Here is a 26,936-nt window from a genome sequence, read left to right as displayed (position 1 = left end):
GAACAGTTTAAAACCATTAATTATGTATGTATATATCAAAATATAAGTAAAAAAGCCCTGCAAAAGGGCTATCTTTCTTGCAATTCATTCTACTGTCGATTAAAGCTCTACCTGTATGACTATGTTCCAAATCGTTTGCGGTACCCGCATTTTCGGCATAACTCTTCTACCGCTTCTCTTTTGGAGAACCCGAAGTACAGACGATTTGCACGCTCCCCTTCCACAATGTCGGAAAAAGATTGCTCATGCACGTTACCTAAATTAATGACACCTTCTCCATCCAGACAGCAAGGGACCACCGTTCCATCCACCAATATCGCTGCTTGGCTACGGAGTGCATGGCAAAAGCCTTTTCCGTCATCTTCCGGGGCACTGAGGCTCGGCCATTCAAATTCGTGGTCCTGATTCAAATAAACGTTTGGTGCAATTTTGACCCCACTACCCGGTATCACCTTTTCCTCAATCCGATAGTCCAGTCCAAACTCTTGCTCCAGTCGTTCAAGTGTTTCCCGATTGCGCTGACGCTGCACATTAGTCAAATTATCTTCAGTCAAGTTCCAGAGACGGAACGAAATAATAACATTGTGTTTCACCGCTTCTCTTACAAACGTGAAAATATTACCCAAATATCCTTCTCGATCCACGGAGCCTTCATGTCCGTCAAAACTATGGAGAGAGAAGTTCATCTGACGCAGCGCTGGTTGCCCAAGCAGCTTATGTCCGGTCTTCGGCAGCAAGGTACCATTAGTGGTAATATTGACCTTTAAGCCTTTCTCATGAGCACTTTCCAGTAAAAGATCAATTTTCGGATGGAGCAACGGCTCTCCTTTTACATGCAAATAGATATAATCTGTATGTGGTTTGACCTGATCAAGCACATTTCGAAAGACTTCCGGATCAATAAATTTTTTGACACGCTGTGTTTGAGGACAAAAGCTGCATGCGAGATTGCAAATGCTCGTTATCTCAATGTATACCTTTTTAAAAGTTTTCAACATGATTTCCCCATTCTAACCTTCATCCTGAGCATCTTGTTTATGCTCACTAATCTTATGATTATAACGGGTTATCACCGACAGGTAAACTCTCCAGCCTCTCCTTGGTATGGGCATCAAATGCTCGACACCTACGCCTATCCAAGATTAGATTTGATATTTTCTATTGACCCTAGGTCTGACCTAAAGTTTATAGTGGAGTTATTCAACTATCAGTAAGGAGTCCTCTCATTGAAAGAACACATTACGATCAGCCAGCTTGCTCAGCTTATGAATGTATCTGTACATCAACTGCGATATTTTGAAGAAAAGGGAATCCTCTATCCATCACATACTGAAGAAAATCAATATCGGATGTACGGGCTTCATGAGATTTATCAGCTTTCGCATATTTTATTACTACGTAAATTAAATGTCCCTGTCGGTCAGATTCAAGAATGTATGACTTCCTATGCTGCCGATGATTATAACCAGCTTTTAGAGCATTTGTTGCAAAAAGTACAAGCTGAAATAGCTAACTTAAAGATGCATGAACAGTTTATTCACAAAGTGTTAGAAGAATATAATAATCGGACCCAGCAGGGCGATGAGTATCAAGTCAAACGATTAGGTCCCCGTCATTTAAAGCTATGGTTTGCATTGGAGAATGGTCAAGAGTTCACTGCCGGAAACCTATTTGAACACCGCCCTGCCCCACCTCGATTATTTGAAAATGACCTGCATTACTTGTCTGATGCTGGACAGTTGAAGCTGTGTTATGAAACGGCGGATGTGGCTGACTATATTCTGGAAGAAGGCAACTATCTTTATAAGCATCTTTCCGTCATTGAAGAACCTGAGATTGATTATGAAATCAAACAAATGGAACGATATGTAGCTCATCACCAATATAACTGCCAAAGCAAGATTGTTCTAGTAGAAAAATCTTATCTTTCGATGTTCGACAACAACAAGCTACAATATGAAATTCAAGTCAAAGTAGAATAAATCTTGGAGGGTGTTACATGAGTGCAAAATCTTTTGACATTGTTGCATACCAGAAACAAGACCATGAAGCTGTTTGCAGTCTTTTAGTCGAATCGTTTAAAGCAAAATTCCAATCTCTTGTTACACTAGAGGATCAAGCTACACAGCAGTTGTTAATGCAGGTTTGGGTTCAAAATCCTTATTCTACATCTATGAAACAATTTGTAGCCAAAGAAAACGAAGAAGTTATCGGTGTTCTTTCCCTTAAATGGAAACCCTCCTACTCTTCACTTCCTGAAACAAACCCCATTTCTTTGACTCCGCTCCTAAAACAGTTTGGTTGTTTCAATGTATTTAAATTTTTGGCAGGTATGCATGCGCTAGAGTATACCCCCGCTGCAAATGAGTGTTACATTGATCATTTGGCGATTCGTTCAAGTCATCGTAATCAGGGAATAGGACGCCATCTTGTAGCTTTCGCACAGCAATTTTCGGTTGAATCTGGTTTTCATGCATTGACGCTTCACGTAGCGCATAAGAACCAAGGGGCTATCCGTTTGTATCACCAACTGGCGTTTGAAGTAAAACAATCCAAATATAATGGGTTACGGCATTTTTGGTTCAAGGAGCCTGTATGGCATCTGATGAGTTGGAAAGAGAACCTGCATTCGAGGAGAGAGCATCATTGAAAAAAACACTCAAGCTTACTTTTGATATTGCGGCAGCTCTGGCTGTTGCCTTGGTACTCATTGTTCTATATCAAAATTCCTACAAGATGACAGAAGAAAAAATACAAATCACGACACCTAAAGGGCTGTTAACAGGTACATTAGCTTTGCCTAAGAACTACTCGGGAAAGGTTGGATTGGTTGTTTTTGTCCATGGGGATGGTCCTATTAATGACACCTATGATGATGGATACAAACCACTGTGGGAAAAGTTCGCTTCCAAGGGTTATGCCTCCTTGTCACTGAATAAGCCCGGTATTAACAGCGCTCCTGGCAATTGGCTCGCCCAAAGCATGGAGGACCGCGCACAGGAGATCCGATATGCAATAGACTGGGCAAGAAGCTTACCTATGATTGATAAGCAAAAAATCGGCCTATGGGGAGCCAGTCAAGCAGGATGGGTCATTCCAAAGATCGTTAAAGAGGAGCATGATATTGCATTCAGCATCCTTGTATCGCCTGCCGTGAACTGGATTTCCCAAGGACAATTTAATACCAGAAAAGAACTGGAGCGAGAAGGAGTTGCTCCGCAAGAAATTCTACAGTTACTGAAAAAACAGGCTTCTTATGAAGAATATCTAAGCATAGCCGATCCTGACGATATGATTTCCAAAGAAAGATGGAGCTTTATACGCAAAAATTTTCTGGCTGATTCCACCGAAGAATTAAGTCACTTCCATTCTCCTGTACTCTTGGTTCTGGCTGGAAAAGATATTAATGTTGATGTAAAGGATACCGAGCGAGTCTATCGCCAGAAAATCCCCGCAGAGCTACTGTCCGTGATTCATTTACCTGAAGCCGACCACTCCATGATGGATGAAAAAATCGCGCGTTCAAAATCTCTAACTTTTTTAACAGCCGTATTCGCCCCAAGAAAATTGGTGAATGACGAGTATCTCGAAATCCTTGCCAATTATGTAAGTGAGCGTTAAACAATGATGTTTTTTTCATACTTCTTTTGAATATGCTGATAAAAAATCCATCGAAAGATAAAAGGGTACATTTTTTTTGAGTATACGATTTTCTTAATGCGGTCTACAGACAGTCCGCATTGTTCTGAGAGTTCGTCAATGGGCAGCCCATGTCTGCAAATAACTAGTCCTTGCACTCGTGAACAATGGGTTGCAATTCAAAAACGACGTCTATTTCCTGTAGGATCTGTTTTCTGTGCATGCAGTTACGCGCTCATTCAACTCATAACTGTTCTCGGTTAGACTGGGAATAGATTTATAAACAACAAAAAAACGGCATCTCTGCCGTTTTTCTAAAAGGATGGACTCTCAGGGACTCGAACCCTGGACCAATTGATTAAGAGTCAACTGCTCTACCAACTGAGCTAAGAGTCCATAATAAAAGTTTGGTGGAGCCTAGGGGGATCGAACCCCTGACCTCATCGCTGCCAGCGATGCGCTCTCCCAGCTGAGCTAAGGCCCCATCATAAGCAAGTTTTATCAACGTTTCAAGCGACTTCTATATCATATAAAATATTTAACCCTGTGTCAATACTTTTATAAAAAAAATATAATTTTCTCCCTTCATGGCCCAGAAAAGATACAGTCAGCGATCAGTCGCTGGCTGTATCTTTAGATAACAGTGTTTTCAGTTCCTTCATAAACATATTGATGTCTTTAAACTGACGATAGACGGACGCAAAACGTACGTAGGCGACTTCATCCACTGGGTAAAGCTGTTCCATGACCAGCTCACCAATCTGCTGGCTATCCACTTCTGTGGCTGCTGTGTTGCGGATAGCGTTCTCCACCTGGGATACGATCATATCCAGTTGCTCGACGGATACTGGACGCTTCTCGCAGGCTCGAATGAGACCGCGCAGCATTTTATCACGACTAAACTCTTCACGGCTGCCGTCTTTTTTGATGACCATGAGAGGGGTTTCCTCCACCATTTCAAAGGTGGTAAAACGCCTGGCACACTGCTCACATTCACGGCGGCGACGGATGGACTTATTATCATTCGCAGGTCGCGAATCCAGTACTTTCGTGCCATTGTAGGCACAATACGGACATTTCATAATCTCACCACTTTCTTTTTCCAATAAATTCCCGAAGACTTTTAGTAATAATTTTGTCAAAACAGATCATAATATGTTTACCATATCGCGAGGAGGTGAACAACAATGGCACAAGGAAACAATGGCAACTCCAACAATCTGGTAGTCAGCAGATCCTCCGGCGCTCTGGAGCAAATGAAATTTGAAATCGCTCAAGAGTTGGGTATCAGCATTCCTCAAGATGGATACCAAGGTAACATGACTTCCTATGAGAACGGTTCGATCGGGGGCTACATCACAAAACGCCTCGTAACGATCGCCGAACAACAATTGGCAGGTCAATACCAATAATCGCGGTAATAATGCAAAAATAACAAGAAAAAGTGTCTGGATGGGCTGGTAAAAACAGCCTGTCCAACGCTTTTTTAATTTTAAAGCGAAAAGCTCATCATGTCATTAACTTGGATTTAAAAATCATTATAAATTTTCGTGTATTGCCTGTAGTAATAAATGACCCGCTGTACATAATGTCGTGTTTCACCAAAAGGGATTTGCTTGATGGACTCTTCTTTTCCATCCCACACTCCCTTATCCAGCCACTCTTGAACTTTACCCGGCCCTGCATTGTAAGCAGCTACGATTGCTACAGGATTATCCTGAAACTTTATGGATAGGTTATGCAAATACCAGGTTCCCAGCTCAATATTGGTGCCAGGCTCGTGCTTGACACTGTCCAGCGGAACCTTTTGAATCTGGGCGCTGTCCATAATCCAATTTGCCGTATTCGGCATAATCTGCATCAGCCCTAGCGCCCCCTTATGTGACTGCTTACTGGTTTTAAAATTGGTTTCTACACGGATAATAGACGCCACCAAAAATGGGTCTACTTCATACGTCTGTGAATACTGCCGGATCTCATCCTTATATTGAATTGGATAGAACCAGGACATCCAATTTGAATTAAGGAATAGAATCAGGACAAACCCGACAAACAAAATGAGCAGGACTCTTTTCTTTCGCAAAATATTCATGCAAGTCCCTTCCGCTGCCAAAATTGATCAATTTGTCGCTTCGTCTCAGTCTGTGTTCCGCTATTATCAATAACGATATCGGCCAAGCTTTTCTTTTGCTCAATATCCATTTGTGCGGACAGCCGAAGTCCAGCTTGCTCCTCCGTCAGACCGTCTCTGAGCACCAGACGCTGGAGCTGAATATCACGTGGTACGTACACAACCATAATTTCCTCGTACAAGCTCTCAAGCCCCGACTCGTACAGTAACGGAATATCTGCCAAAACAAGCTTGTCCGGCTGTTCCCGTTCAAATGCTTCCATGCGCATACGCATTTCCTCACGAATAGCAGGATGTGTAATATCGTTAAGTGCCTGCCGCTGGGCAGGGTCTCCGAATACAATCTCTCCCAGCTTTTTGCGATGCAGAGTTCCGTCACTGTTCACTATAGCTTGTCCAAAATGCTGAATGACCGCCGCCAACACCGGATGCCCCGGAAGCATCACTTCCCGGGCAATGGCATCTGCGTCGATCAGCAGCGCACCTTTGGCGACCAAAAGAGCCGACACGGTGCTTTTTCCGGTAGCAATACCTCCGGTTAATCCGATATTCATGCTCTTTCACCTCATAACAGCTTCAATATGCCCATCATAATCAGTAATAATGCCGGCAATACACCCAGCGCCTTCATAAATCGAAATGCTGATAGAAAAAAGCCTGCCTTCATCCCTGCAATCAAAAATGTTCCACTGAATAACGTAATAGCCAGCGCAGTAGACAGTGGCTGAAAACCAAGCATAGCTGCCCCGAGTCCCGCTCCGAACGCATCGACCGATAATGCAATACCCAGCCAAACCGCTTCGGTAGCAGATATACTGCCGGAACGGTCCATATCCGCAGCAGACGGGCTTCGAAGAATCCGAATAACAAGCCCCCATTTGCGAAGCTCCAGAGAAAATACTGTTCGTTCCTGCTGCTCCACAGAAGCTTCTGCCGACAGATCTTTTCTTGAGCTGGGGAAAGACTCGGTATCAGCATTCTCTACACCCTCCTTCTCCCCAAGAACAGATCTGCTCGCTGGATCAGTCTGTTTTGTAAGAAGCAGACCCCGAGGGGGCTCCACTGAATCCTCTGGCAAATCCTCTTTGCGGTGCAGAGCTTGAATCAAAGAGTAACAGCCAATACAGATCAGGATGACAGCACCGAAAACGGTCGTATATACAGGAGACAGGACACGAGATAGTAATGCGCCCAATTGCATGGATATGCCGATCACCAAACCTGAACATACGGAGATGATAGCAATCGACAACAGTGGAATTTTCATTTTGCGCAGACCATATGTAACACCGACTCCGAAACTGTCCAAACTTAGCGCAAATGCCAGTAACAGCAGGGCTCCCCAATGATTAGCCACTCCAATTCCCTCCCATTGCGAAGGCAGGGTCTTATAACAACCGAAATCCTCCGCAGTATTGGTACTTGGAACAATATATGAGAGGGATGGGCTTGGGGTGACTGCGCCTGTTTAGCGCAGAGGCTGGCAGACCGGACAATGATGTGTGCCCCGTCCGGCTACGACAGATTTTTCGATCAATGTACCACAGTTGATGCAAGGCTTCGCGTTACGTCCATAGATTTGCAATTGATGCTGGAAGTCGCCCGCTTTGCCCTGTCCATTAACGAACGATTTAATGGACGAGCCTCCAACCTGAATGGACGCACCTAGCGTGGAGACAATGGCTTCATGCAAGACATGAAATTGGCTATCCGTTAGGCTTTTGGCAGGCTGTGCTGGATGAATCCCCGCCTTAAACAACGATTCATCTACATAGATATTCCCGATGCCCACCACATATGACTGGTTTAACAGCGCTGCCTTGATCGAAGTCGAACGAGTTCCAACAGCGGCACGCAGCATTTCTGGTGTAAAGGCCTCGTCCATCGGTTCCAGACCAAGTTTGTTCAGCGGCTTTTCCAGCAAATCCTGTCCTGCTGGAAATAAGTGCATCGTGCCAAACTGGCGCACATCCTGATAACGCAGCTCCGTACCATCTTTAAAATGAAAGATGACATGGGTATGCTTTTCCACAGGATCATGTTGTGAATATAATCCATATCGCCCTTCCATTCGAAGATGGGAGACCAGCACCAGCCCGTCCAGCAAAATCCGCAGAAACTTTCCGCGTCTCTCCACCCCTGTAATACGGTGATCGGCCAATTCCATCGCAAAAGCGTGGATATCATCGGGCCGTTGAATGATCCGCGGCAGATTCACGGTGACATGATCTATATGTTTATCAACGATAAGCTCGTTTAGCGTTCGTTTAATGGTTTCTACTTCCGGTAATTCCGGCATGATGTCTTCACCTCACCCTATATTATAACGGAAGCAGCGTCAAATTGGGACTATCTACTCATTGAAATATCTTATTTGGCCTCATACCAATTGCTGCCATAGCTTACTTCGGCTTTGAGCGGGACAGCCAGCTTTAATGCAGCTTCCATGGTAGCCGGGACAAGCTCTTTCATCGTTTCCATTTCCTCAGGCGGAACCTCGAATACAAGCTCATCATGTACTTGGAGCAGCATTCTGCTGCGAAGATTACGTTCACGTAGCGCCTTATCCATCTGTACCATCGCCAACTTGATAATATCGGCTGCGGTGCCTTGAATCGGCGTATTCATCGCTGTACGCTCCGCGAATGAACGCAGGTTGAAATTGCTGGCGTTAATCTCCGGCAAATAGCGTCTGCGTTCCAACAGCGTTTTTACGTAGCCGTCCCGCTTCGCATCCTTCACAATATCATCCATGTAACGGCGAACGCCTTGGAACACATCAAAATACTGGTCGATAAAGCGAGCCGCTTCCTTCCGCGTAATATTCAAATTTTGTGACAGACCATAATCACTGATCCCGTAGACAATCCCAAAGTTGACTGCCTTCGCAGAACGCCGCATATTGGAGTCCACATCTTCCGCTGCTACACCGAACACATCGGATGCGGTCTTGGTGTGAATGTCCATATCGTGGACAAAGGCTTCCTTCAAACGTTCATCATCCGAAATATCAGCCAGCACCCGCAGCTCAATCTGTGAGTAGTCTGCCGCCAAAATAGACCAGCCCGGTTCGGACGGAACAAATACTTTGCGGATTTTGCGACCTTCTTCAAGACGAATTGGAATGTTTTGCAAATTCGGAAATTGACTACTCAAGCGTCCAGTTGCTGCAACCGTCTGCCGGAAATACGTATGCACCTTACCCGTTTTCTCCGAAATTTCTTTAAGCAATCCTTCAACATACGTCGATTGGAGTTTGGCAATGGTACGGTACTGCAAAATGTTTTGTACAATATCATGATAGGGGGCCAGCTTTTCCAGTACCTCCGCATCGGTCGAGTACCCCGTTTTCGTCTTTTTAATGACAGGTAAACCCAGTTTATCAAACAAAATCTCACCCAACTGCTTAGGCGAATTCAGATTGAACTCTACTCCGGCAATGCTGTAGATCTCGTTCACCAACGTTGCGATCTGGGCTTCAAATTCTTTACCCAAAGCACGCAGTTCTTCTACGTTCACCAAAATGCCCTGCTTCTCCATATCCGCCAAAATGCGGGACAACGGCATCTCCAGCTCATGAAACAGCTTGTGCATTTCCGTTTTCTCCAGCTCAGCCTGCTGCACAGGCACCAAAGCTTCAATCACCGCTGCCTTACGCGCCACATGATCGGACAGTACATCCACGTCAGGAACTTTATATTTAGCTCCTTTACCGAACACTTCTTCGTCAGGACGGATCGAAGACAAGCCATATTTGGCTGCCAATCCGCTCAATGTCTGGTTTGCATCGGTTGGATCCAGCAAGTACCCTGCCAATTGCACATCAAACTCGGCACCTGCAAACTCAATTCCATGCCAGTGTAAAGCCAAATCCGTACGATGCAGATCATGACCGCGTTTTTTGCGTTCAGGGTCAGCAAGCCATTCGCGAATAGGTGTAGCTGTATCGCTTTGCAGTACATCCAGTGTCATAAAAAACTGCTGTCCCGTTGCGGCAAATATCAGACCTACGATGTCAGCATGATGCGGATTATCACCATGCGTTTCAACATGCAGCACATCCACATGATCCAACACTTCTACCAATTCGCTAATCCGCTGCTGATCCAGCACTGTTACGTCAGCCGCGGCTTCCTCTACGTCTACCCCAGTACTGCCAACCTCACTTGAAAAAGATAAACGCTCCAGCAAGGACTTGAACTCCAGCTTCGCCAGAGCTGGCCCGGCCGTTTCTGCTTGCAGCCCGCCGAAGGCCACATCTTCCAGCTGCTTGTCCAACGTTACATCCCGATAAATGGTCGCCAAATCCTTGCTCATTCGCGCATCGTCAGCATGTGTCTCAACACGTTCTTTCATTTTGCCCTTCAGCTCATTCGTGTGCGCCAGCACTTCTTCGACTGAACCGTATTGATGCAACAGCTTGAGCGCTGTTTTTTCACCTACGCCGGGAATACCAGGAATATTGTCCGACGTATCGCCCATCAGACCCTTAAGGTCAATAATTTGCAGCGGCTTCAGGCCATATCGTTCCTGAATTTGCTCAGGTCCATACGTCTCCACCTCAGTAACCCCTTTGCGGGTCAAGCCGACTGTGACATGGTCTGAAGCCAATTGAAGCATATCCTTGTCCCCGGTCACGACCAGCACATTGAAACCGGCTTCGTCCGCTGTCTTGGACAGGGTGCCTATAATATCGTCCGCCTCATAGCCATCCAGTTCAAACTGGGCAATGCCAAAAGCGGTCAATAGCTCTTTCAGCAACGGAAATTGCTGAGACAGCTCTGGCGGTGTTTTCTCCCGTCCACCTTTGTAATCCTCGTATCCTTTATGGCGAAACGTTATTTTACCGGCATCGAAGGCAACCAGAATATGTGTTGGTTTGTGCTCCTCCAAGAGCCGCAATAACATCGTCGTAAATCCATACACCGCGTTCGTCTGCTGCCCACTCGAATTCGTTAACGGTGGCATAGCAAAAAACGCCCGGTAAATGATACTGTTACCATCTATAAGCATGAGTTTATCCATTTAGCACCTCGCAAGTTCATCAATGCATTCGTAACGTTCTTACGTTTTACGCATTCCTCTTCCTATCTTAACATACAAGACTCCTTTTTCAGAAAAAAACGGCTGCTTCCTAACCAAAATTGCCTTTTGCTCAAAGACAAGTCTGGGTCAGAAACAACCGCTATATACCTGAAAGCTCTACTGGTTCAAATCTGGTCTCTCCCCTGTCACGAGATATACAGTGCTTTCACCGATATTCGTAGCATGGTCACCAATTCGTTCAATGTATCGTCCTACAAGCAGTTGCAGCATGGCTTGTGAAGCCTCTGCCGGCTTTTCTACCATAAAGGCGTACAGATCGCTGATCATGTGGCTATACATGGAATCCACACGATCATCCTCTTTGGCCATTTTGTAGGCCAGATCTGTATTTTCATCCAAATAGGATTTGATCGCATCATCTATCATTTCTTTAACAATGGAAGCCATGTGCGGAATATCCACCAGCGGCTTAATGATCTGCTGCCCTTCCAAGCGAAGTGTCACCTTGGCAATATCAAGTGCCAAATCGCCCATTCGTTCCAGATCACTGGAAATTTTAAATGCAACAATGATTCGGCGCAAATCCTTCGCTACCGGCTGCTGGGTAATAATGAGCTTGGAACCCATATCGAGAATATTCTCTTCCAGCGTATTGAGGGATGCATCATTTTTGACCACCTGCTGAGCCAATTCTGTATTTTTGGTCTGCAAACATTCAATGGCCTGATCGAGCGCCTTCGAAACGTGTGCACCCATTTCGCGCAGTACGGCTCTCAGTTCATCTAACCCTTCATCAAAACCTTTTCTACGTATCATTTCGAAGTCACCCCTTCTGGCATATTCATCAGGTAGGCTTTAGCCAAATCGCCCTGAAATATAATCTTCCGTTCGTGAATCCTGCGGCGTGGAAAACATTGTCTCTGTATCTGCCGCTTCCACCACAACACCATTCAAAAAGAATGCAGTTCTACCAGACACACGAGCTGCCTGATGCATGTTATGCGTCACCATGACAATGGTATATGTGTCTCGCAATTCCTGAACCAGTTCTTCAATTTTCATCGTGGAGATCGGATCCAGCGCAGATGTCGCCTCGTCCATAAGCAAAATATCTGGTTGTACAGCAAGCGCCCGGGCAATGCACAACCGCTGCTGTTGTCCACCGGACAAGCTCAGAGCTGAACGCTTCAAAAAGTCCTTGACCTCTTCCCAGAGTGCCGCCTGCCGCAGGCTTTGCTCGACCAATTCGTCCAACTTGTCCTTTTGCCGAACTCCATGCAGACGCGGGCCGTAGGCCACGTTATCATAAATCGATTTGGGAAACGGGTTAGGCTGTTGAAAAACCATTCCCACCTGCTTACGCAGAGTTTCTACTTCCATAGTATCGCCGTATATATCCTGACCTGCGATACTCACGGTGCCTTCAATACGTGTTCCCGGTATCATGTCATTCATCCGGTTCAGCGTACGCAGCAGGGTCGATTTGCCGCAGCCGGACGGGCCGATAAAGGCAGTTACCGTTTTTTCAGGAATATCGAGGTTTATATGTTTCAGCGCGTGAAATTTCTCATAATATAAATTCAGCTTATCAATCCGGATTACGGAATCATTCATGGATTTATGATCTCCTTCGTGTTGCAGTTATGATCCTCAAGCATTGCACCTGATTTGCACAATATGAAGATTATATAAGCTGTGTGTAAATTTAGTGTGGTGGATTTGTTAACGGTATGTAAAATGATCAAGAACTTAGCATGAGCTCAAGCTCCTGCGCAATTTCGGCTGCATTTAAAGCTGCTTCCTCTGCGGAACGGGACATTTCGCTGTTTTTGGCTTCAATTTCATCGACGGCCTGCAGTAGTTTGGCAAAAGTTTGTGTTCCGGCAGAAATATATTGAGAACCTGTATGAATCTGCTGCATACTCGTATCCGTCAGTTCAGCGGTGTCACGCAGCATTTGCTCGATATGGGTGAGTAAGCCTGTAATCTGCGTGGAAAAAGCTTTCGTCTGGAGTGACATATTCCGTACCTCCTGAGACACAACCTGGAAGCCTCGTCCATGTTCGCCAGCATGCGCCGCTTCAATGGACGCGTTGATCGCCAGCAGTCCGCTATGATCTGCCAATGCACGAATGGATGAGGCCATGCCCGCAATGTCATTCAGCGATTGCGTCAACGCCGTCATTTGCTCATGCTGCCGCTTCATTTGCTCCGTGACCGCACGATAGGAGAGCAAAACATCCTCCAGTTCTACTTTGCCACGGCGGGATAATTCACTCATTGAGCGGGTTAGCCGCACACTGTCATCGGCCTCTTTAGCTGCATCCAGCACAGTCAGCTGAATACGCTGGACTCCGTCATAGCTATGCCGAATCACATCTCCCCGCTCTTCGTCCGCTTCTCTTTGCATTCGCTGCACGACGGACAGGATATCACGAATCGTGAGTACACCGAGTAACCGTGTTCCTTCCTTAATCAACACACAGTCATAAAAACGCTGATCTTCACGCAGCATCGCCAGTTCCACAATGTCCGATGCCCGACTTTTCAGATCCACAATTAATGTATCGGGGTCGGCAAATAGGGCCGCAGGCTTGTCATAGAACAACGCCGCAGCAAATCTGCCCGTAAAATGGCGATTGTACGCATCTCTCATAATAATGCCCAATGGAAGATCATTTTTATCCACAACAATGACACAAGGTATATCTTCCTGTGTTTTCATAAGGGCTAACAGTTGTTTACAAGACATGTCCGTACCAATGATCGGAACCTCCCGGCATGGCACATAGGTAGTAATCGACTTGTATGCTTCACGTTCAATCACGGCAGTGGAGCTCGGCTGGGTCTTTGGTTCCGTTATCATCGTTCTGAAGTCCCCTTTTTTTAACTACTTGGAGTGACGGGAACATCATATCGGTCATTTGTTGATTCTAGCGTCTAGTTTTGTTAATGAAATGTAAAATCACAAAATGGACACAAAGGTCCCCGGACACTACCCTGAATAAAGAAAAACGCTCCTCATTTATAATAAATGAGAAGCGCTTCTTTTTTTATTTACAACCAGCTTGTACCCCACTCCACGGATCGAATCAATATGAACCGAGTCGGGATCCAGCTCCAGCTTTTTACGTAAGGAACTGACGTGTACATCCACGGTCCGTTGCCCGCCAATGTAGTCAAAACCCCAAACAGCATTCATCAGATCATCTCGGGTTAATACCACACCCGGCTTGCGGGACAAATAAAGAAGCACCTCAAATTCCTTTGGTCTGAGGCTGATGGACTGACCTCCAAGAATGACTTCATATTTTTCAGGGTAAATCTCCAGCTCCCCCAATTGAATTTTGGAGCTATCTTTCTGATCAGACAACACTCCTTCATCCCCACCGGAAGTTCTTCGCAGCACAGCCGTCACGCGGGCCAACAGCTCAGAAACGCCAAAAGGCTTCGTGATGTAATCATCCGCACCCGACTTCAGCCCTTGGACAACCTCGGCTTCACCGTTTTTGGCCGTTAAGATAATGATAGGCGTTGTCAGCCCCTGATGGCGAAGTCTGCTCAGAATGTCCAGTCCATTCATTCCCGGCAGCATCAAATCCAGCAGGATCAAATCGTAGGACTCTCTGGAGGCTTTCTCAAACCCGGCACTGCCATGATCCTCCGTATCCACTTCGAAGCCTTCTTGTATCAAATTGTAGGATAGCAATCTGGCAAGCGTTGGTTCATCCTCAATAACCAGCAAGCGTTGTCCCATAAATAACTTCATCTCCTGTTTACCTGTTAAAGGCGCATTGGTCAAAATCCTGAAACTTTTTCCATACTCATGCGACACCCGTTTATTTTATCACGGCATTGTTAACAGAATGTAAAAAAGGTTATAGTTCATTCTTCCTGTTGCAATAGCGGTAATTCAACTGTAAATGTGGTACCCAATCCAAGCTCACTTTCCACCGAAAGTATGCCATGATGCAAATCGACCAAGTGCTTGACGATCGACAATCCCAGCCCCGTTCCGCCAGAGTTGCGCGAGCGACCTTTGTCCACCCGGTAAAAACGCTCAAAGATACGTGGCAGGTCCTTCTTCGGAATTCCAATACCTGTATCACTGACTGTAAATACGACCTTTTCGGTGTCATTCTCGCGCTGTATCGTTAGAACCTTAATCTTTACCTTGCCACCATCAAGTGTATAGTTGATGCCATTAGACAAAAGGTTCAGGAAAATCTGCTGAAGCTTATCTTCATCTGCCTCCATAAACAGTTCATCCGGGATATCCATGTGCAGCGTAATTCTTTTTTTTGCAGCTACATTGTTCAGTTTTTCCAGCAATGATTCTATGAACGACGAAACGTGCACCGGCGAGCATTCCAGAGGGGAACGCTTGGACTCAATTTTGGATAGCTCCAGAATGTCACCGATCAGCCGATTCAATCGTTCGCTTTCATCATATATAATTTGCACAAATGAACGGGCCGTCTCCTCATCTTTAACCCCGCCACCGAGCAACGTCTCGGCAAAACCCTTGACTGCGGCAATCGGCGTTTTTAGCTCATGAGAAACGTTAGCCACAAATTCGCTCCGCATATTTTCCAACCGTCGAATAGCCGTAATATCCTGTAAAAGGAACAGCATCCCCCGGTATCCGCCTTCATCCTCATACATCGGGACACCATCCAGCAACACGAGTCTTTCCTCGGGATTGTACAAATGAACCTCACCATGCAGCCTTTCTCGGCTTTGTATACTGCCCTCAATTAGCTTTGTGAGCTCATAATGCTTCTTCAGCTCATGATATGGCTTGTCTGTCACCCGTTTACCCACGACACCGAGCATTCGCTCAGACTCACGGTTTACAAGCGCAATACACTCACTTGCATCAATCATTAGAATCCCGCCTGTCATATTACTCATAACGCTCTGGAGCAGATCCTCATTGTCACGTATCGTTTTCATTTGGTTTTGGAGACTATCAGCCATACGATTAATGGCTTCACCCAGTTGCCCTACCTCGTCCCGGCGCTGTACACCGACTCTTGCGTCATAATCCAGTCCTGATATGCGGTTGGCTACCCCTGTAATATGTTCAATAGGTGAAGTCAGACTGCGAGCAATACGATAGCTCACCAGTCCAGCAGCAATAAACAGCAACACTAGACCAATCCCGATGGCCGTCCAGCCGCGCTGTACTCCCTCCTCCACCGCTTTCAGATTCATGGACAAACGGATATATCCGTCAAAACCCTTATCCGATACAACAGGCTCTGCAACGTATAGCATATTCCGCTGCAAGGTTTCGCTGTAACGAATCGTGCGTCCAATCTTCTCTGTTGAAGCTTGCTGAATTTCTTCACGAGATGCGTGGTTTTCCATCTTTCGCGGATCGCTTAACGAATCTCCAACCACCGTCCCGTCCTTGCGAATGAAGGTCACCCGCGATTCCGTAAGACGAGCAATTTCCTTCGCCTTTTGAGAATAATAAGAGACATAATCCGTGCTGGACAGGGCATCTGCATTAACAAAAGGGAATGTAGCTCGAAGCAGGTCGATCTCCCGTCCCATGTTCTCCTCTAGCACCTTCATATTCGAATTTTTAAAAATTTGTCCCATCGTGATTCCAGCAGCAAGGACAGATACGCCAATCAAAATCAGCATGATCAGGGTAAGCCTGAAACGAAACGATTTCATAAAATATGCCCATCCTTTATGTAAGTTAAGTCTCATTCTACAGGCTACCTTCATTATGTTCCACTGTGAAAAGAAAAAAGGCTAGGGCATAACACAGCCCTAACCTTTCCCTTGTCCTTTTATCCGTTTATAACTTCACCGCCATTGATATGAATAACCTGTCCGCTTACATAAGAAGAATCATCTGAAGCAAGGTACACATAGGCTGGCGCCAATTCTTCCGGCTGACCCGGACGCTTCATTGGCTGCGCTCCTCCAAACTCGCTGACCGTCTTGGCATCAAATGTAGACGGGATTAACGGTGTCCAGATCGGCCCTGGTGCTACAGCGTTCACCCGAATGCCTTGATCTGCCAAATTGAGTGAAAGGGAACGTGTAAAGGATGTGATTGCCCCTTTGGTCGATGAATAATCAATGAGTGTCTTGTTCCCAGCATACGCGGTAATCGATGTGGTGTTGACGATCGTGCTCCCTTTTTTCAAATGCGGCAATGCTGCTTGCGTCAAGAAGAACATACCGAAAATATTCGTTCGGAACGTGCGCTCCAACTGTTCTTTGGTGATATCCTCCAGCTTTTGCTGTGGATGCTGCTCCGCTGCATTGTTCACAACGATGTCGAGCTTGCCCAGTTCGTTAACTGTCTGTTGAACCGCTTTTTTGGCAAATTGATCATCTCCGATATCGCCAGGAATCAACACGCATTTGCGTCCCTCCTGTTCCACCTGACGTTTTGTTTCTTCCGCATCCTTATGCTCATTCAAGTAGATGATGGCTACGTCCGCACCTTCTTTGGCATACGTGACAGCTACAGCCCGACCAATTCCACTGTCCCCACCAGTAATAAGTGCAACTTTACCTGTTAGCTTGCCAGCGGCTTTGTAAGTTGGTTTTTCAAATTGGGGTGCAGGCGACATTTTGGACTCAATCCCCGGTTGCTGGTCCTGATGCTGTGGGGGCAAAGTTTGCTGAGGTTGATTGCTTTTAGACATTGTACATTCTCCCTTCAAAATCAGATATTTTTTAGGATGCAACATTTGCATCCACTCTACTCCTGAATTACCACACAAAGTTATTCGTTAAACGAAAAAAGAACAATGTAGTGATTTGAGCGCAAAAAAAACGGCCTATGCTTATTCAGCACAGACCGTTTTTCAATTTAGCATTTGTCATCATTCGATTATAGACTCTCACTAAATGCATAATTAAATAATATGGCTGTATACCATTAAAAACGTAATTAAAATCAGGAAGACTGCAAGCAGCGTACTGAACATTCGCATTTTGCCAGCATATTGCGTAATAGGCTGTTGGCTACGAATCGCTTCCAGCGACAGCCGTAACGGCTTACCCATGGCTCCCGCAATACCGGAAATGGCAAGAAACAACAGCAAAACAACAACAATCCATGCTACCGAATAAGAACCCCAGGGAAAAATCATATAGATACCGCTAACAAGCACTAAGATCAGCGCAAATTGAGCCAAACGGTTCAATAGCTGAACAGCCGATATCGTTCCTTCCTGCACGCTAGGAGCCAATTTGTCGATTTTGCCCACCACGAAGGGGAGCAATAAATAAAAACCCATCGCCAGTGATCCAATAATGTGAATAAAAAACATTTTACAACCTCCACTTCTTTGTTTTCTTACAAACTTTTTTTCCATAGAACGATCATATTCCAACGAATGACTACCATCTTTTCAGTGTTTTGGGACATGCTTTTCTATGTCAGGATTTTGCAAAGTCCTCATGTAACTATCAATGCATATGAACTCTATTATACCGGGGAAGTGAGTCAAAGCAAAGGAATATGGCGGGGAAAAGGAAGAAAACGAATAGATTTCTTATATTCTGTTTATGAGTAAAAGAGGTGTCCCGCGGCCATGACTATGGCTTAGGGACACCTCTTCAGGTAATAGTCACCGTTTTAGTAGAAAATTGAATCTAAACAGTAACTATTTTAATCACACTGCGGACCGACTCCGCGGATTGATCGAGCGCTGCTTTTTCTTCGGCTGTCAATTCCAACTCGAACACTTTTTCGATGCCATTGCCACCAAGAAGTGTCGGTACGCCAAGGAATAAATCCTGATAGCCGTACTCTCCCTCCAGATAGGCGATGACCGGGATAATCCGTTTTTTGTCTTTTACAATCGCTTCCGTCATCTGTGCAAGCGAAGCTGCCGGAGCATAATATGCGCTACCATTACCCAACAGGTTGACGATCTCTCCGCCACCGCCGCGTGTACGTTGTACGATCGCTTCGATACGTTCCTGCGAAATCAGGGTTTCGATAGGTATACCTCCAACACTGGAATAGCGTACCAGGGGCACCATATCATCACCGTGGCCCCCCATAACGAAGCCGCGCACGTCTTCGACGGAAACGTTAAGCTCTTGTGCAATAAAGGTACAATATCGCGCTGTATCCAGCACACCGGATTGACCAATAACCCGATTTTTCGGGAAACCCAGCGTTTGGTAGGCAGTATAGGTCATAGCATCTACCGGATTGCTCAGAATAATAACGATAGAATCTGGCGCATACTTCTTCACGTTCTCACAAACGGATTTTACAATTCCTGCGTTCGTATTTACCAAATCATCACGGCTCATACCCGGCTTGCGTGCAATCCCAGCTGTAATAATGACGATATCTGAGTTAGCTGCATCCTCGTAATTGGAAGTGCCCGTGATCTGACTGTCAAATCCCTGTACCGGACCGGCCTCCAAAATATCAAGCGCCTTGCCTTTGGTCGGATTCTCTAGTTGCGGAATATCGATCAGTACGATATCACCTAGCTCCTTTTGAGCCAGCAGCAATGCGGTAGTGGCACCGGTAAAACCGGCGCCAACAATGGATATTTTTTTACGTTGAATGGACAAGTGGTATTCCCCTTCCTTACAGGTTACTAATAATGGTATCTGCGAACTCGGAGCATTTCACTTGTGTAGCACCATCCATCAGACGAGCAAAGTCATAAGTTACAATCTTCTTATTAATAGACGTCTCCAGCCCTTTGTAAATCAGGTCAGCCGCTTCCTTCCAACCCAAGTGTTCAAGCAACATTACGCCCGACAGAATGACGGAACCAGGGTTCACTACATCTTTGTCGGCGTATTTTGGTGCTGTACCATGTGTAGCTTCGAAGATAGCATGCCCTGTTACATAGTTAATGTTCGCACCTGGCGCAATACCAATGCCACCAACTTGGGCTGCAAGAGCATCGGACAGATAGTCCCCGTTCAGGTTGAGCGTAGCAATCACATCAAATTCAGAAGGACGAGTCAGTACTTGCTGAAGTGCGATATCAGCAATCGCATCCTTGATAATGATTTTGCCTGCATCTTCAGCTGCTTTTTGAGCTGCATTAGCCGCATCCTCACCGTCTTTTTCCTTGATTACATCATATTGGGCCCAAGTAAATACTTTATCTGCAAATTCTTCCTCAGCCACTTGATAACCCCAGTTTTTGAAGGCACCCTCGGTAAATTTCATAATGTTACCTTTGTGTACAAGCGTTACACTCTTGCGTCCGTGGTCAACTGCATACTGAATGGCTGCCCGTACCAGACGCTTTGAACCCTCGGAAGAAACTGGCTTAATGCCAATACCAGAGGTTTCAGGGAAACGGATTTTGTTCACACCCAGCTCTTGCTGGAGGAACTGAATAACCTTTTTCACGTCTTCGGACCCTTCAGCATACTCGATCCCCGCGTAAATATCTTCTGTGTTCTCACGGAAAATAACCATATCTACCAATTCAGGACGTTTCACTGGAGAAGGAACACCGTTAAAATAACGAACAGGACGCAGACATACGTATAAATCCAGTTCCTGACGCAATGCCACATTCAACGAACGGATACCACCGCCAATAGGTGTCGTAAGTGGACCTTTAATGGCTACAATATACTCACGGATGGCTTCCAAAGTATCGTTAGGGAGCCATTCGCCGTATGTATTGAAAGCTTTCTCACCAGCGAATACTTCATACCAGGCAATCTTTTTGCTGCCGTTATATGCTTTTTCTACAGCTGCGTCCAGTACGCGCTTGGAGGCTTTCCAGATATCGCGACCCGTGCCGTCACCTTCGATAAACGGAATTACCGGATGGTTCGGAACCTGTAGTTGACCGTTATCAATCGTAATTTTTTCGCCTTCAGTTGGGAGCTCAAACTTTTCAAATTTCGCCATAAGTTCCTTTTCCTCCTCAGATATGAATGGGTACAGGACGAAAGACATGATCTTTATCACAGACAAAAACGTACATCTCTCGTCGTCCCCTCTATTGTACCTTATTTTTTAAATTCAGGGTATACAACCTCAATCTTCCTTCGACAAGGGATTAGCGCAACTCTGGTGATACGTATTTTTGATCCATTGGACCTGTATATTCGGCGCGAGGACGAATCAGGCGATTATTTTCATACTGCTCTAAAATGTGCGCTGTCCAACCGGATACACGACTCATAGCAAAAATAGGTGTAAACAGGTCTCTCTTGATACCCAGTTGGGTATACACAGAGGCAGAATAAAAATCCACATTGGGCTTCAAGCCTTTTTGTCCTGTTACAATTTCCTCAATTCGAACTGACATATCAAACAACGTTGTGTCGCCGTTCATTTCCCCCAGCTCGCGGGACATTTTGTGCAAGTGCTTGGCACGCGGATCACCGTTTTTATAGACTCGGTGTCCAAAGCCCATAATTTTTTCGCGATTATCCAGTTTCGCCTGGATATAGGAGTCCAACTGATCCAAACCACCAATCTCCTCCAGCGTTTTGGCCACAGCCTCATTGGCCCCGCCATGCAGTGGTCCTTTTAAAGCTCCAATAGCAGACGTGATTCCGGAATAAATATCCGACAATGTGGCTACCGTTACACGCGCAGCAAAGGTAGAGGCATTTAATTCATGATCGGCGTGCAGCACGAGAGCCTGATTGAACGCTTTAATAGCCGTCTCCTCTGGATCCTTGCCAGTCAGCTGATACAAAAAGTTTTCAGCGATAGAAATACCTTTTTTAGGCGCAATCGGCTCCAAGCCCTCGCGTATACGTGCTATAGCTGCCACAATGGTAGGCAATTGCGCCTGAAGCTTGACGGTTTTGGTCACATTAGACTCTCTCGACATATCATCCGCCTCTGGGTCATACAAAGCGAGAGACGATACGGCTGATCTCAAGGCAGCCATCGTGCTCAAATCTTTCGGATATAACTTTAATTGAGTAACAATTTCATCCGGAATAGCAGCGTATTCGCTTAACTGGTTGCGAAGCTCCTGCAATTGCTCTTTATCAGGTAATTTCCCAAACCACAACAAATAAGCTACCTCTTCAAAATCGGCGTTAACAGCCAAATCATCAATGTTATAACCCCGGTACGTGAGAACGCCATCTACGATAGAGCTTATGGAGGAAGTGGTCGCTACGATCCCTTCCAGACCTTTAGTCGCTGTCATCGTTACATCTCTCCTTTGTAAAAACATTGTGAACGGACTTGCAATGTAAACATTTTCAAAAGTAAGATATGCGTTTTAAATAGCTGAGTAATGTTAACGCCATATGTCAATATTTAAACCTTCTTTCACTATACTGGATTTTGTCGTTTATGTGAACATTGAGGGCTATTCCAACACATTCAAATGTTTTATCGCTTCCATAAATAAATTTTTGAAACCCCTTACAAAAAATATTGATTCATTTGCACTTTTTTACACAGGTCTTGTCTCCCCCCTTTCCCGCATATGTATAGTAGAGCATTTATTTTATGAAAAACTATCGTAAAAGAAAGGAGCCGTGAAAGCTTGAGCCGGTTAATCCTGAATCGCATATTTCGTGCTCTATGGGTGGCAATCGTGATTGTAGCTCTGTTACTGGGCATATATGTGCTTTTCCCTCTCGTCTATCCTTTCCTATTCGCCTGGCTTGTGGCTTATGCCATGAATCCACTGGTTGGTTTTCTGCGCAGCAAAGCCCGTATGCCACGTTGGACGGCTGTCACGGTCTCATTATTTGTATATTTAGGTGGAATTGCAATTATCCTGTCTGCAGCAATCACCCGCATGGTTCGAGAAGTTATAAAGTTGGCCATGACTTTTGACGGACATATTGAGCGTTTTAAAAGCCTGTTTATCGATTGGACACAAAGTGATTTGATTCAAAATGTAATTATTGAAATTAACCATTTTATCCGGGATAATCCGGATTACCAACATACCATTAACAGTAATATTGATAAAACAACTCAAACCGTCAGTTCGGCTGTCACTACGCTAGTCGCTCAATTTTTTAATGGGGTTTTGAACTTACTGACCTCTCTGCCTAATATGGGAGCAGTTCTAATGGTTATTGTATTAGCAGCTTTTTTTATTAGTAAGGATTGGGACCGACATAGTCGGATGCTCGCAAACACGGTTCCTGATACGATTCGCAAGCCATTGTCGGATATATGGCACGATCTGCGTAAAGCACTGTACGGCTATTTGCGTGCACAGTTTATTATCATCTCCATTACGGCATTAACGGTCATTGTTGGGCTGTTCATATTGCGTGTGGAATCCGCCTTTACCATCGGTTTGATGATCGGGCTGGTGGACTTGCTACCTTATTTGGGGGTTGGCATTGTGATGATTCCGTGGATACTGTATGCGTATATGTCTGGTAATTTGGCGCTAGGGGTAGGATTGTCGATCCTTTATATCATCCTGTTGATTGGACGACAGATCGTGGAGCCTAAGGTGCTGGCCAGCAGCGTGGGCTTAAACCCGCTTCCCACCCTTATCGGTATGTTCATCGGGCTCAAGCTATTTGGCGTTTTAGGACTCATTATCGGACCTGTATCACTCATTGTCGTTGATGCACTGAATCGTGCGAATGTCATTCAGGACTTGCGCAATTATATTCTCGCTGGAAGAGTCCGCTAGATCATGGATAGGAAAAACGGCAGCTCACGTCAAAACCGCCGAAACGTAATACTGCCGTTTTTCATTTTTTTCTCCAGCCACTTTAATAAAAAGCGTCGGTACAACGCTCGTGTTAAAGGGAACACCAACGTAAAACCAATAATATCTGTTAAAAATCCGGGGATAAGCAGCAAACTCCCACCAAAAAAGACACATAATCCATCCAGCATTTTACGGCCGGGCATTTGTCCCCGATTCATTTCATTTTTCGCATCGGCAATCACCTTACGACCTTCAAATTGCATCATGGCAGCCCCGATTAGCGTCGTCAGAATGATGAGTAAAATCGTTTTGCCTGCTCCAATCCAGTGACTTACCCATATAAACCCGTACAGCTCCGCCAAAGGAATGAGCAGCAGCAACAGCCACAGACGTTTACGCATCATCATGACTTCTGTCCCTCCCCGCCTGTAAAAGCAAACCTTAATGCAGTGTACAGCTCAGGTAGCGCCTGGTCCAGTCGAACGGGCTTCCATTCGGTGTTCACCCATACGTGACGTGTCATCCCAGTGACGAGCAGCTCTCCCGGCAGCGTGTCTGCCTGGGTCCATACCTTTCCTAGATACCTTTGATGCTCATCATCCGTTACCCGCCGAACCTCATAGGTATAGTTTAGACGCAGTCTGGAGAAGTCGGTAATTGCGGTATAAACGGTAATTAAATCATCATATCGAGCAGGACTCGCATATTTCGCATTGATTTCAATAACTGGCAGCAAAACTCCACGTCCCTCCATGCTCCGATAGTTAAAACCCGCCTGTCGGATCATTTCGGTACGCCCGATCTCAAACCAGTTCAAATAATTTGCATGATATACGACCCCCATCTGGTCGCTTTCCTGATAACGGACACGTAGCGGTGCGCCATACCAACGTAATTCCGTTTGTTTCTCCTCTTGAGTCATACAAGCTCTCCTATCTTTGTGCATCTTTATCTCTATTTTGCCCTCTCTCCATTAAACCATATTTACAGCCCGGGAACAAAAAGAGGGCAGACCGACCGGTCCTCCCTCGCAAATCATATATAATAATGCCTTTATTATTGTGGCAACGGCTTGGACAGTTTATAATATCCGCTATCCGAAGCCAGCTTAAGCAAGCTCTTAGCTTGGCTTCCCGCCCAGGCGTAACCGAGTCGTCTTTCCTCACTAATTTTCATGATGTCGGTATACTTTTTGCCATCCCGGTCTGAAAAGAAGTATTTATTGTCTTCCACATTATAGAACCGATACCACATTACACTCGATGCGTCCTTTTGGAAAAACTCCGGACCTTGACGATTGTATTTCATACCGTCGATTCGGTTCGCGTCAAACCATTTCAAAGCACTTTGAGCCGCTTTTTTCACTTCAGCGGTTTGCGGCTGGGACATGAGAAAAGCAGTAATGCCTACTGATTCCGTAGTTGTTTTGGAAGGTAACTCAAATGCCCGGGCTTCAACAGATGCATAAGTAGCCGGATCGTGCTGTGCACCCCAGATTGTTGGTGTACCATTATTTACAATTTGAGATTTAATTGTGTACTGGATACCTTTGTTTAGCGCTTGCTGAAGTCTGGAGCGGTAAGAGTTATCCAGAATATCGCTATCAAACGGCTGCTTCTTGTTCACGATATCGTCAGCCAAAACCATAACTCTGACCATCGCATCATCATTATAAGTTACAGCATCGGAATAATTACCACGTTTAGGGTATACTTGAGGCCAGCCACCGGAGGAATATTGAGAAGTTAGTACGAAGTCAACTGCTTTTTGTACACTGTTCTTAATGTCTTTATTTTTGGTTTTTTTGTATACATCCGCCAAAAAGCGAATCTCGGTTGTCGTCGCCTCGTTATCGAACGTTCCGAGTTCAACACCATCCTTGCTCTTCCATGTGGAGCGTGCAGCTTTGCCATCCCATTTGGATTTATAATTCTTTTCCATAGCTTTGAAGAATCCGCCATGTGGCAATTGCCAGGATACAATATTTAAGGCAAGTGTAGTATCCTTGGATGTATTCCCCGTAGAAAACTTACTGAAATCGCGCATCTTGTTTAGGATGCTGTCTGTATTGACAACAGCGGTTGGCTTCGCCACAGCCGACAGCCCAAATAATTGCTCATGATCCAAAACACCTGAATTTACATCACCGCCATAAACGTCCCGTCCCACAGCTGAATCTGTGATAAGTTCATAAGAAGCAGTCGCCGATTCACGTCCTGAATCATATGTAGCCGGCACAATCTCCTGTGCCGCAGCCCATGAGGGACTTAGGAGTCCTGACGTTACTGTAATCGCCAAACTTGAAAGCGCTATCATCTTTACGGTTGAATACATCTTCTTCTTCATTTGAACCTCTCCTTTATTTTGAGTTGGGTCATTGCGTTCAGTTTAACCCTATATATTCTTGCTGAAGATTCTTTTTGATAGCGAGGGGAACTAAACCACTATTTATGCATGATAAATAGTTAGTTGTATTATATGAAAATATACCCAAAAGATCAATATATTTTAATTTATTAATAGATTAAAAAAGTTACAAAACGTTGGGAACAATAAAAATCCTCTTACTAATGCTGGATTAGTAAGAGGATTTTACGTGGAGCTAATATAAAGTAGGTCGATGAGCAGCATCGCTTAACCAAATCGACCCATGATGTACTCCTGAGTCAGCTCATTTTCAGGATTCGTGAAAATATCGTTCGTTTTCCCATGTTCAACCAGACTTCCGATATAAAAATAAGCAGTATAATCGGAAATTCGTGCAGCCTGCTGCATATTGTGCGTCACAATAACGATGCGCAGTTCTTTTTTCAATTCGGTAATAAGCTCTTCTACCTTGCCTGTAGACACAGGGTCCAGCGCTGAGGCTGGCTCGTCAAGTAACAGAATTTTCGGTTGAACGGATAGTGCACGTGCAATGCAAAGCCGCTGCTGTTGCCCGCCAGACAGCGCTAGAGCGGAGTCGTGAAGGCGATCCTTGACCTCATCCCATAATGCTGCTTTACGCAGGCTGCTTTCGACGATTTCATCAAGCTGTTTCTTCTTGCGCACCCCACGGTATTTAGGACCGAAGGCGATATTATTGTAAATGGATTTATAAAAAGGGTTGGGACGCTGCCACACCATGCCAATTTGCTGACGCAGCTTGATCACGTCCGTTTCCGGTGCCGTCAAATCCTGTCCATCCATCCAGATGTGTCCCGTTGTAGAGGAAGATGCAATCTCATCATTCATCCGATTAAGGGAGCGCAAAAAGGTCGATTTACCGCAGCCGGAAGGCCCGATCAGGGCAGTCACTGTCTGCTCGGGAAAGGCTAGATTCACTTTTTTCACAGCCTCAAAGCTGCCATAATAAATACTCAAATCCTCAGTACTGAACGGATGCGGCGGTTGCCCCACAAGCTGTTCCGAACGCGTAGACTGAACGGATGTTGCTGGTGCGGCGGTTTTTGCCGTTCGCGTAATCACATGTTCCATTGTTCTCC

General features: G+C 45.4%; 26 protein-coding genes and 2 tRNA genes. 5 read left to right on the top strand and 23 right to left on the bottom strand.

Annotated elements, in window-relative coordinates; all coding sequences use genetic code 11:
• Positions 1 to 119: 119 nt before the first annotated feature.
• Positions 120 to 998, bottom strand: a complete 879-nt coding sequence (locus tag MKY35_RS08335; RefSeq protein ID WP_039269916.1) for a radical SAM/SPASM domain-containing protein — start codon at positions 996 to 998, stop codon at positions 120 to 122.
• Positions 999 to 1,226: 228 nt separating this feature from the next.
• Here MKY35_RS08335 and MKY35_RS08330 point away from each other — a divergent pair, with 228 nt between their 5' ends.
• Genes MKY35_RS08330 through MKY35_RS08320 form a run of 3 tightly spaced genes read left to right on the top strand, consistent with a single transcriptional unit; the run spans position 1,227 to position 3,621 of the window.
• Positions 1,227 to 1,982: a MerR family transcriptional regulator gene (locus MKY35_RS08330; protein ID WP_342446100.1), complete on the top strand. Its 756-nt coding sequence runs from the start codon at positions 1,227 to 1,229 to the stop codon at positions 1,980 to 1,982.
• Between the two features lie 17 nt (positions 1,983 to 1,999).
• Positions 2,000 to 2,650, top strand: coding sequence for a GNAT family N-acetyltransferase (locus MKY35_RS08325; RefSeq protein ID WP_141695481.1), 651 nt, complete (start codon positions 2,000 to 2,002; stop codon positions 2,648 to 2,650).
• Positions 2,647 to 3,621 carry an alpha/beta hydrolase gene (locus MKY35_RS08320; RefSeq protein WP_342446099.1) on the top strand — a complete coding sequence of 325 codons (975 nt, stop codon included), beginning with the start codon at positions 2,647 to 2,649 and terminating at the stop codon, positions 3,619 to 3,621. The genes MKY35_RS08325 and MKY35_RS08320 overlap by 4 nt, the downstream gene beginning before the upstream one ends.
• A gap of 341 nt (positions 3,622 to 3,962) precedes the next feature.
• Here the strand turns inward: MKY35_RS08320 and MKY35_RS08315 are convergent.
• The 3 genes from MKY35_RS08315 to nrdR all read right to left on the bottom strand — a co-directional run bounded on the left by MKY35_RS08315 (position 3,963) and on the right by nrdR (position 4,721).
• A tRNA-Lys gene (locus MKY35_RS08315) sits at positions 3,963 to 4,035 on the bottom strand.
• A gap of 12 nt (positions 4,036 to 4,047) precedes the next feature.
• A tRNA-Ala gene (locus tag MKY35_RS08310) sits at positions 4,048 to 4,123 on the bottom strand.
• 130 nt (positions 4,124 to 4,253) lie between these two features.
• The gene (gene nrdR, locus MKY35_RS08305) at positions 4,254 to 4,721 is read right to left on the bottom strand and encodes a transcriptional regulator NrdR (protein WP_013309614.1); all 468 of its coding nucleotides are present in this window, start codon (positions 4,719 to 4,721) and stop codon (positions 4,254 to 4,256) included.
• A gap of 105 nt (positions 4,722 to 4,826) precedes the next feature.
• Here nrdR and MKY35_RS08300 point away from each other — a divergent pair, with 105 nt between their 5' ends.
• Positions 4,827 to 5,051 (top strand): alpha/beta-type small acid-soluble spore protein, encoded by a 225-nt coding sequence (locus MKY35_RS08300; RefSeq protein ID WP_025685069.1) that lies wholly within the window; start codon positions 4,827 to 4,829, stop codon positions 5,049 to 5,051.
• Between the two features lie 116 nt (positions 5,052 to 5,167).
• Here the strand turns inward: MKY35_RS08300 and MKY35_RS08295 are convergent, their stop codons facing one another.
• From MKY35_RS08295 to citZ, 15 genes are all read right to left on the bottom strand, one after another.
• The gene (locus MKY35_RS08295) at positions 5,168 to 5,731 is read right to left on the bottom strand and encodes a lytic transglycosylase domain-containing protein (RefSeq protein WP_029516633.1); all 564 of its coding nucleotides are present in this window, start codon (positions 5,729 to 5,731) and stop codon (positions 5,168 to 5,170) included.
• Complete coding sequence (gene coaE / locus MKY35_RS08290; RefSeq protein WP_342446098.1) at positions 5,728 to 6,324, bottom strand: dephospho-CoA kinase; 597 nt, start codon at positions 6,322 to 6,324, stop codon at positions 5,728 to 5,730. The genes MKY35_RS08295 and coaE overlap by 4 nt, the downstream gene beginning before the upstream one ends.
• Before the next feature lie 11 nt (positions 6,325 to 6,335).
• Entirely contained in the window at positions 6,336 to 7,127 is a 792-nt protein-coding gene (locus MKY35_RS08285) for an MntP/YtaF family protein (RefSeq protein ID WP_342446097.1), read from the bottom strand.
• A 111-nt stretch (positions 7,128 to 7,238) separates the two neighbouring features.
• Entirely contained in the window at positions 7,239 to 8,069 is an 831-nt protein-coding gene (gene mutM / locus MKY35_RS08280) for a DNA-formamidopyrimidine glycosylase (protein WP_029516630.1), read from the bottom strand.
• Between the two features lie 71 nt (positions 8,070 to 8,140).
• Positions 8,141 to 10,795: a DNA polymerase I gene (gene polA, locus MKY35_RS08275; RefSeq protein WP_342446096.1), complete on the bottom strand. Its 2,655-nt coding sequence runs from the start codon at positions 10,793 to 10,795 to the stop codon at positions 8,141 to 8,143.
• Positions 10,796 to 10,972: 177 nt separating this feature from the next.
• A complete protein-coding gene (gene phoU / locus MKY35_RS08270) occupies positions 10,973 to 11,632 on the bottom strand; it encodes a phosphate signaling complex protein PhoU (protein ID WP_025721993.1) in 660 nt (219 codons plus the stop codon).
• A gap of 39 nt (positions 11,633 to 11,671) precedes the next feature.
• A complete protein-coding gene (gene pstB / locus MKY35_RS08265; protein WP_023987922.1) occupies positions 11,672 to 12,430 on the bottom strand; it encodes a phosphate ABC transporter ATP-binding protein PstB in 759 nt (252 codons plus the stop codon).
• Positions 12,431 to 12,557: 127 nt separating this feature from the next.
• Entirely contained in the window at positions 12,558 to 13,682 is a 1,125-nt protein-coding gene (locus MKY35_RS08260) for a methyl-accepting chemotaxis protein (RefSeq protein WP_342446095.1), read from the bottom strand.
• A 159-nt stretch (positions 13,683 to 13,841) separates the two neighbouring features.
• Positions 13,842 to 14,573 (bottom strand): response regulator transcription factor, encoded by a 732-nt coding sequence (locus tag MKY35_RS08255; protein WP_013309604.1) that lies wholly within the window; start codon positions 14,571 to 14,573, stop codon positions 13,842 to 13,844.
• Positions 14,574 to 14,701: 128 nt separating this feature from the next.
• Positions 14,702 to 16,504, bottom strand: a complete 1,803-nt coding sequence (locus MKY35_RS08250) for an ATP-binding protein (protein WP_342446094.1) — start codon at positions 16,502 to 16,504, stop codon at positions 14,702 to 14,704.
• Between the two features lie 119 nt (positions 16,505 to 16,623).
• Positions 16,624 to 17,493 (bottom strand): SDR family oxidoreductase, encoded by an 870-nt coding sequence (locus MKY35_RS08245; RefSeq protein ID WP_029516625.1) that lies wholly within the window; start codon positions 17,491 to 17,493, stop codon positions 16,624 to 16,626.
• 213 nt (positions 17,494 to 17,706) lie between these two features.
• Complete coding sequence (locus MKY35_RS08240) at positions 17,707 to 18,123, bottom strand: hypothetical protein (RefSeq protein ID WP_023987918.1); 417 nt, start codon at positions 18,121 to 18,123, stop codon at positions 17,707 to 17,709.
• A 325-nt stretch (positions 18,124 to 18,448) separates the two neighbouring features.
• Positions 18,449 to 19,390, bottom strand: a complete 942-nt coding sequence (gene mdh / locus MKY35_RS08235; protein ID WP_028542892.1) for a malate dehydrogenase — start codon at positions 19,388 to 19,390, stop codon at positions 18,449 to 18,451.
• Between the two features lie 16 nt (positions 19,391 to 19,406).
• Complete coding sequence (gene icd, locus MKY35_RS08230; protein ID WP_342446093.1) at positions 19,407 to 20,702, bottom strand: NADP-dependent isocitrate dehydrogenase; 1,296 nt, start codon at positions 20,700 to 20,702, stop codon at positions 19,407 to 19,409.
• A 151-nt stretch (positions 20,703 to 20,853) separates the two neighbouring features.
• A complete protein-coding gene (gene citZ, locus MKY35_RS08225) occupies positions 20,854 to 21,966 on the bottom strand; it encodes a citrate synthase (protein WP_029516623.1) in 1,113 nt (370 codons plus the stop codon).
• 345 nt (positions 21,967 to 22,311) lie between these two features.
• Between citZ and ytvI the strand changes: the two genes are divergently transcribed.
• Positions 22,312 to 23,430 (top strand): sporulation integral membrane protein YtvI, encoded by a 1,119-nt coding sequence (gene ytvI / locus MKY35_RS08220; RefSeq protein WP_342446092.1) that lies wholly within the window; start codon positions 22,312 to 22,314, stop codon positions 23,428 to 23,430.
• Positions 23,431 to 23,459: 29 nt separating this feature from the next.
• Here the strand turns inward: ytvI and MKY35_RS08215 are convergent, their stop codons facing one another.
• The 4 genes from MKY35_RS08215 to pstB (MKY35_RS08200) form a co-directional block, all read right to left on the bottom strand.
• Positions 23,460 to 23,858, bottom strand: coding sequence for an FxsA family protein (locus MKY35_RS08215; RefSeq protein ID WP_013309596.1), 399 nt, complete (start codon positions 23,856 to 23,858; stop codon positions 23,460 to 23,462).
• A complete protein-coding gene (locus MKY35_RS08210) occupies positions 23,855 to 24,373 on the bottom strand; it encodes a thioesterase family protein (RefSeq protein WP_307349297.1) in 519 nt (172 codons plus the stop codon). Before MKY35_RS08210 ends, MKY35_RS08215 begins: the two co-directional genes overlap by 4 nt.
• 134 nt (positions 24,374 to 24,507) lie before the next feature.
• On the bottom strand, positions 24,508 to 25,797 hold the full coding sequence (pelA, locus tag MKY35_RS08205) for a pectate lyase (RefSeq protein WP_342446091.1): 1,290 nt from the start codon (positions 25,795 to 25,797) through the stop codon (positions 24,508 to 24,510).
• A 288-nt stretch (positions 25,798 to 26,085) separates the two neighbouring features.
• Entirely contained in the window at positions 26,086 to 26,928 is an 843-nt protein-coding gene (gene pstB / locus MKY35_RS08200; protein ID WP_039269891.1) for a phosphate ABC transporter ATP-binding protein PstB, read from the bottom strand.
• Positions 26,929 to 26,936 lie beyond the last annotated feature (8 nt).

It is taken from the genome of Paenibacillus sp. FSL L8-0638 (genome assembly GCF_038593075.1).
Lineage (GTDB): Bacteria > Bacillota > Bacilli > Paenibacillales > Paenibacillaceae > Paenibacillus > Paenibacillus polymyxa_D.
This window is presented reverse-complemented; position numbering and strand designations above follow the sequence as displayed.

What these genes read in the sequence shown, in the direction of transcription:
- MKY35_RS08295 (WP_029516633.1), bottom strand. Translation starts at nt 5,731, where the DNA reads ATGAATATTTTGCGAAAGAAAAGAGTCCTGCTCATTTTGTTTGTCGGG.
- pstB (WP_023987922.1), bottom strand. Translation starts at nt 12,430, where the DNA reads ATGAATGATTCCGTAATCCGGATTGATAAGCTGAATTTATATTATGAG.
- icd (WP_342446093.1), bottom strand. Translation starts at nt 20,702, where the DNA reads ATGGCGAAATTTGAAAAGTTTGAGCTCCCAACTGAAGGCGAAAAAATT.
- citZ (WP_029516623.1), bottom strand. Translation starts at nt 21,966, where the DNA reads ATGACAGCGACTAAAGGTCTGGAAGGGATCGTAGCGACCACTTCCTCC.
- MKY35_RS08335 (WP_039269916.1), bottom strand. Translation starts at nt 998, where the DNA reads ATGTTGAAAACTTTTAAAAAGGTATACATTGAGATAACGAGCATTTGC.
- MKY35_RS08250 (WP_342446094.1), bottom strand. Translation starts at nt 16,504, where the DNA reads ATGAAATCGTTTCGTTTCAGGCTTACCCTGATCATGCTGATTTTGATT.
- pelA (WP_342446091.1), bottom strand. Translation starts at nt 25,797, where the DNA reads ATGAAGAAGAAGATGTATTCAACCGTAAAGATGATAGCGCTTTCAAGT.
- pstB (WP_039269891.1), bottom strand. Translation starts at nt 26,928, where the DNA reads ATGGAACATGTGATTACGCGAACGGCAAAAACCGCCGCACCAGCAACA.
- MKY35_RS08325 (WP_141695481.1), top strand. Translation starts at nt 2,000, where the DNA reads ATGAGTGCAAAATCTTTTGACATTGTTGCATACCAGAAACAAGACCAT.
- MKY35_RS08215 (WP_013309596.1), bottom strand. Translation starts at nt 23,858, where the DNA reads ATGATGATGCGTAAACGTCTGTGGCTGTTGCTGCTGCTCATTCCTTTG.
- MKY35_RS08260 (WP_342446095.1), bottom strand. Translation starts at nt 13,682, where the DNA reads ATGATAACGGAACCAAAGACCCAGCCGAGCTCCACTGCCGTGATTGAA.
- mutM (WP_029516630.1), bottom strand. Translation starts at nt 8,069, where the DNA reads ATGCCGGAATTACCGGAAGTAGAAACCATTAAACGAACGCTAAACGAG.
- MKY35_RS08255 (WP_013309604.1), bottom strand. Translation starts at nt 14,573, where the DNA reads ATGGGACAACGCTTGCTGGTTATTGAGGATGAACCAACGCTTGCCAGA.
- MKY35_RS08240 (WP_023987918.1), bottom strand. Translation starts at nt 18,123, where the DNA reads ATGTTTTTTATTCACATTATTGGATCACTGGCGATGGGTTTTTATTTA.
- MKY35_RS08300 (WP_025685069.1), top strand. Translation starts at nt 4,827, where the DNA reads ATGGCACAAGGAAACAATGGCAACTCCAACAATCTGGTAGTCAGCAGA.
- MKY35_RS08210 (WP_307349297.1), bottom strand. Translation starts at nt 24,373, where the DNA reads ATGACTCAAGAGGAGAAACAAACGGAATTACGTTGGTATGGCGCACCG.
- phoU (WP_025721993.1), bottom strand. Translation starts at nt 11,632, where the DNA reads ATGATACGTAGAAAAGGTTTTGATGAAGGGTTAGATGAACTGAGAGCC.
- polA (WP_342446096.1), bottom strand. Translation starts at nt 10,795, where the DNA reads ATGGATAAACTCATGCTTATAGATGGTAACAGTATCATTTACCGGGCG.
- MKY35_RS08245 (WP_029516625.1), bottom strand. Translation starts at nt 17,493, where the DNA reads ATGTCTAAAAGCAATCAACCTCAGCAAACTTTGCCCCCACAGCATCAG.
- coaE (WP_342446098.1), bottom strand. Translation starts at nt 6,324, where the DNA reads ATGAATATCGGATTAACCGGAGGTATTGCTACCGGAAAAAGCACCGTG.
- nrdR (WP_013309614.1), bottom strand. Translation starts at nt 4,721, where the DNA reads ATGAAATGTCCGTATTGTGCCTACAATGGCACGAAAGTACTGGATTCG.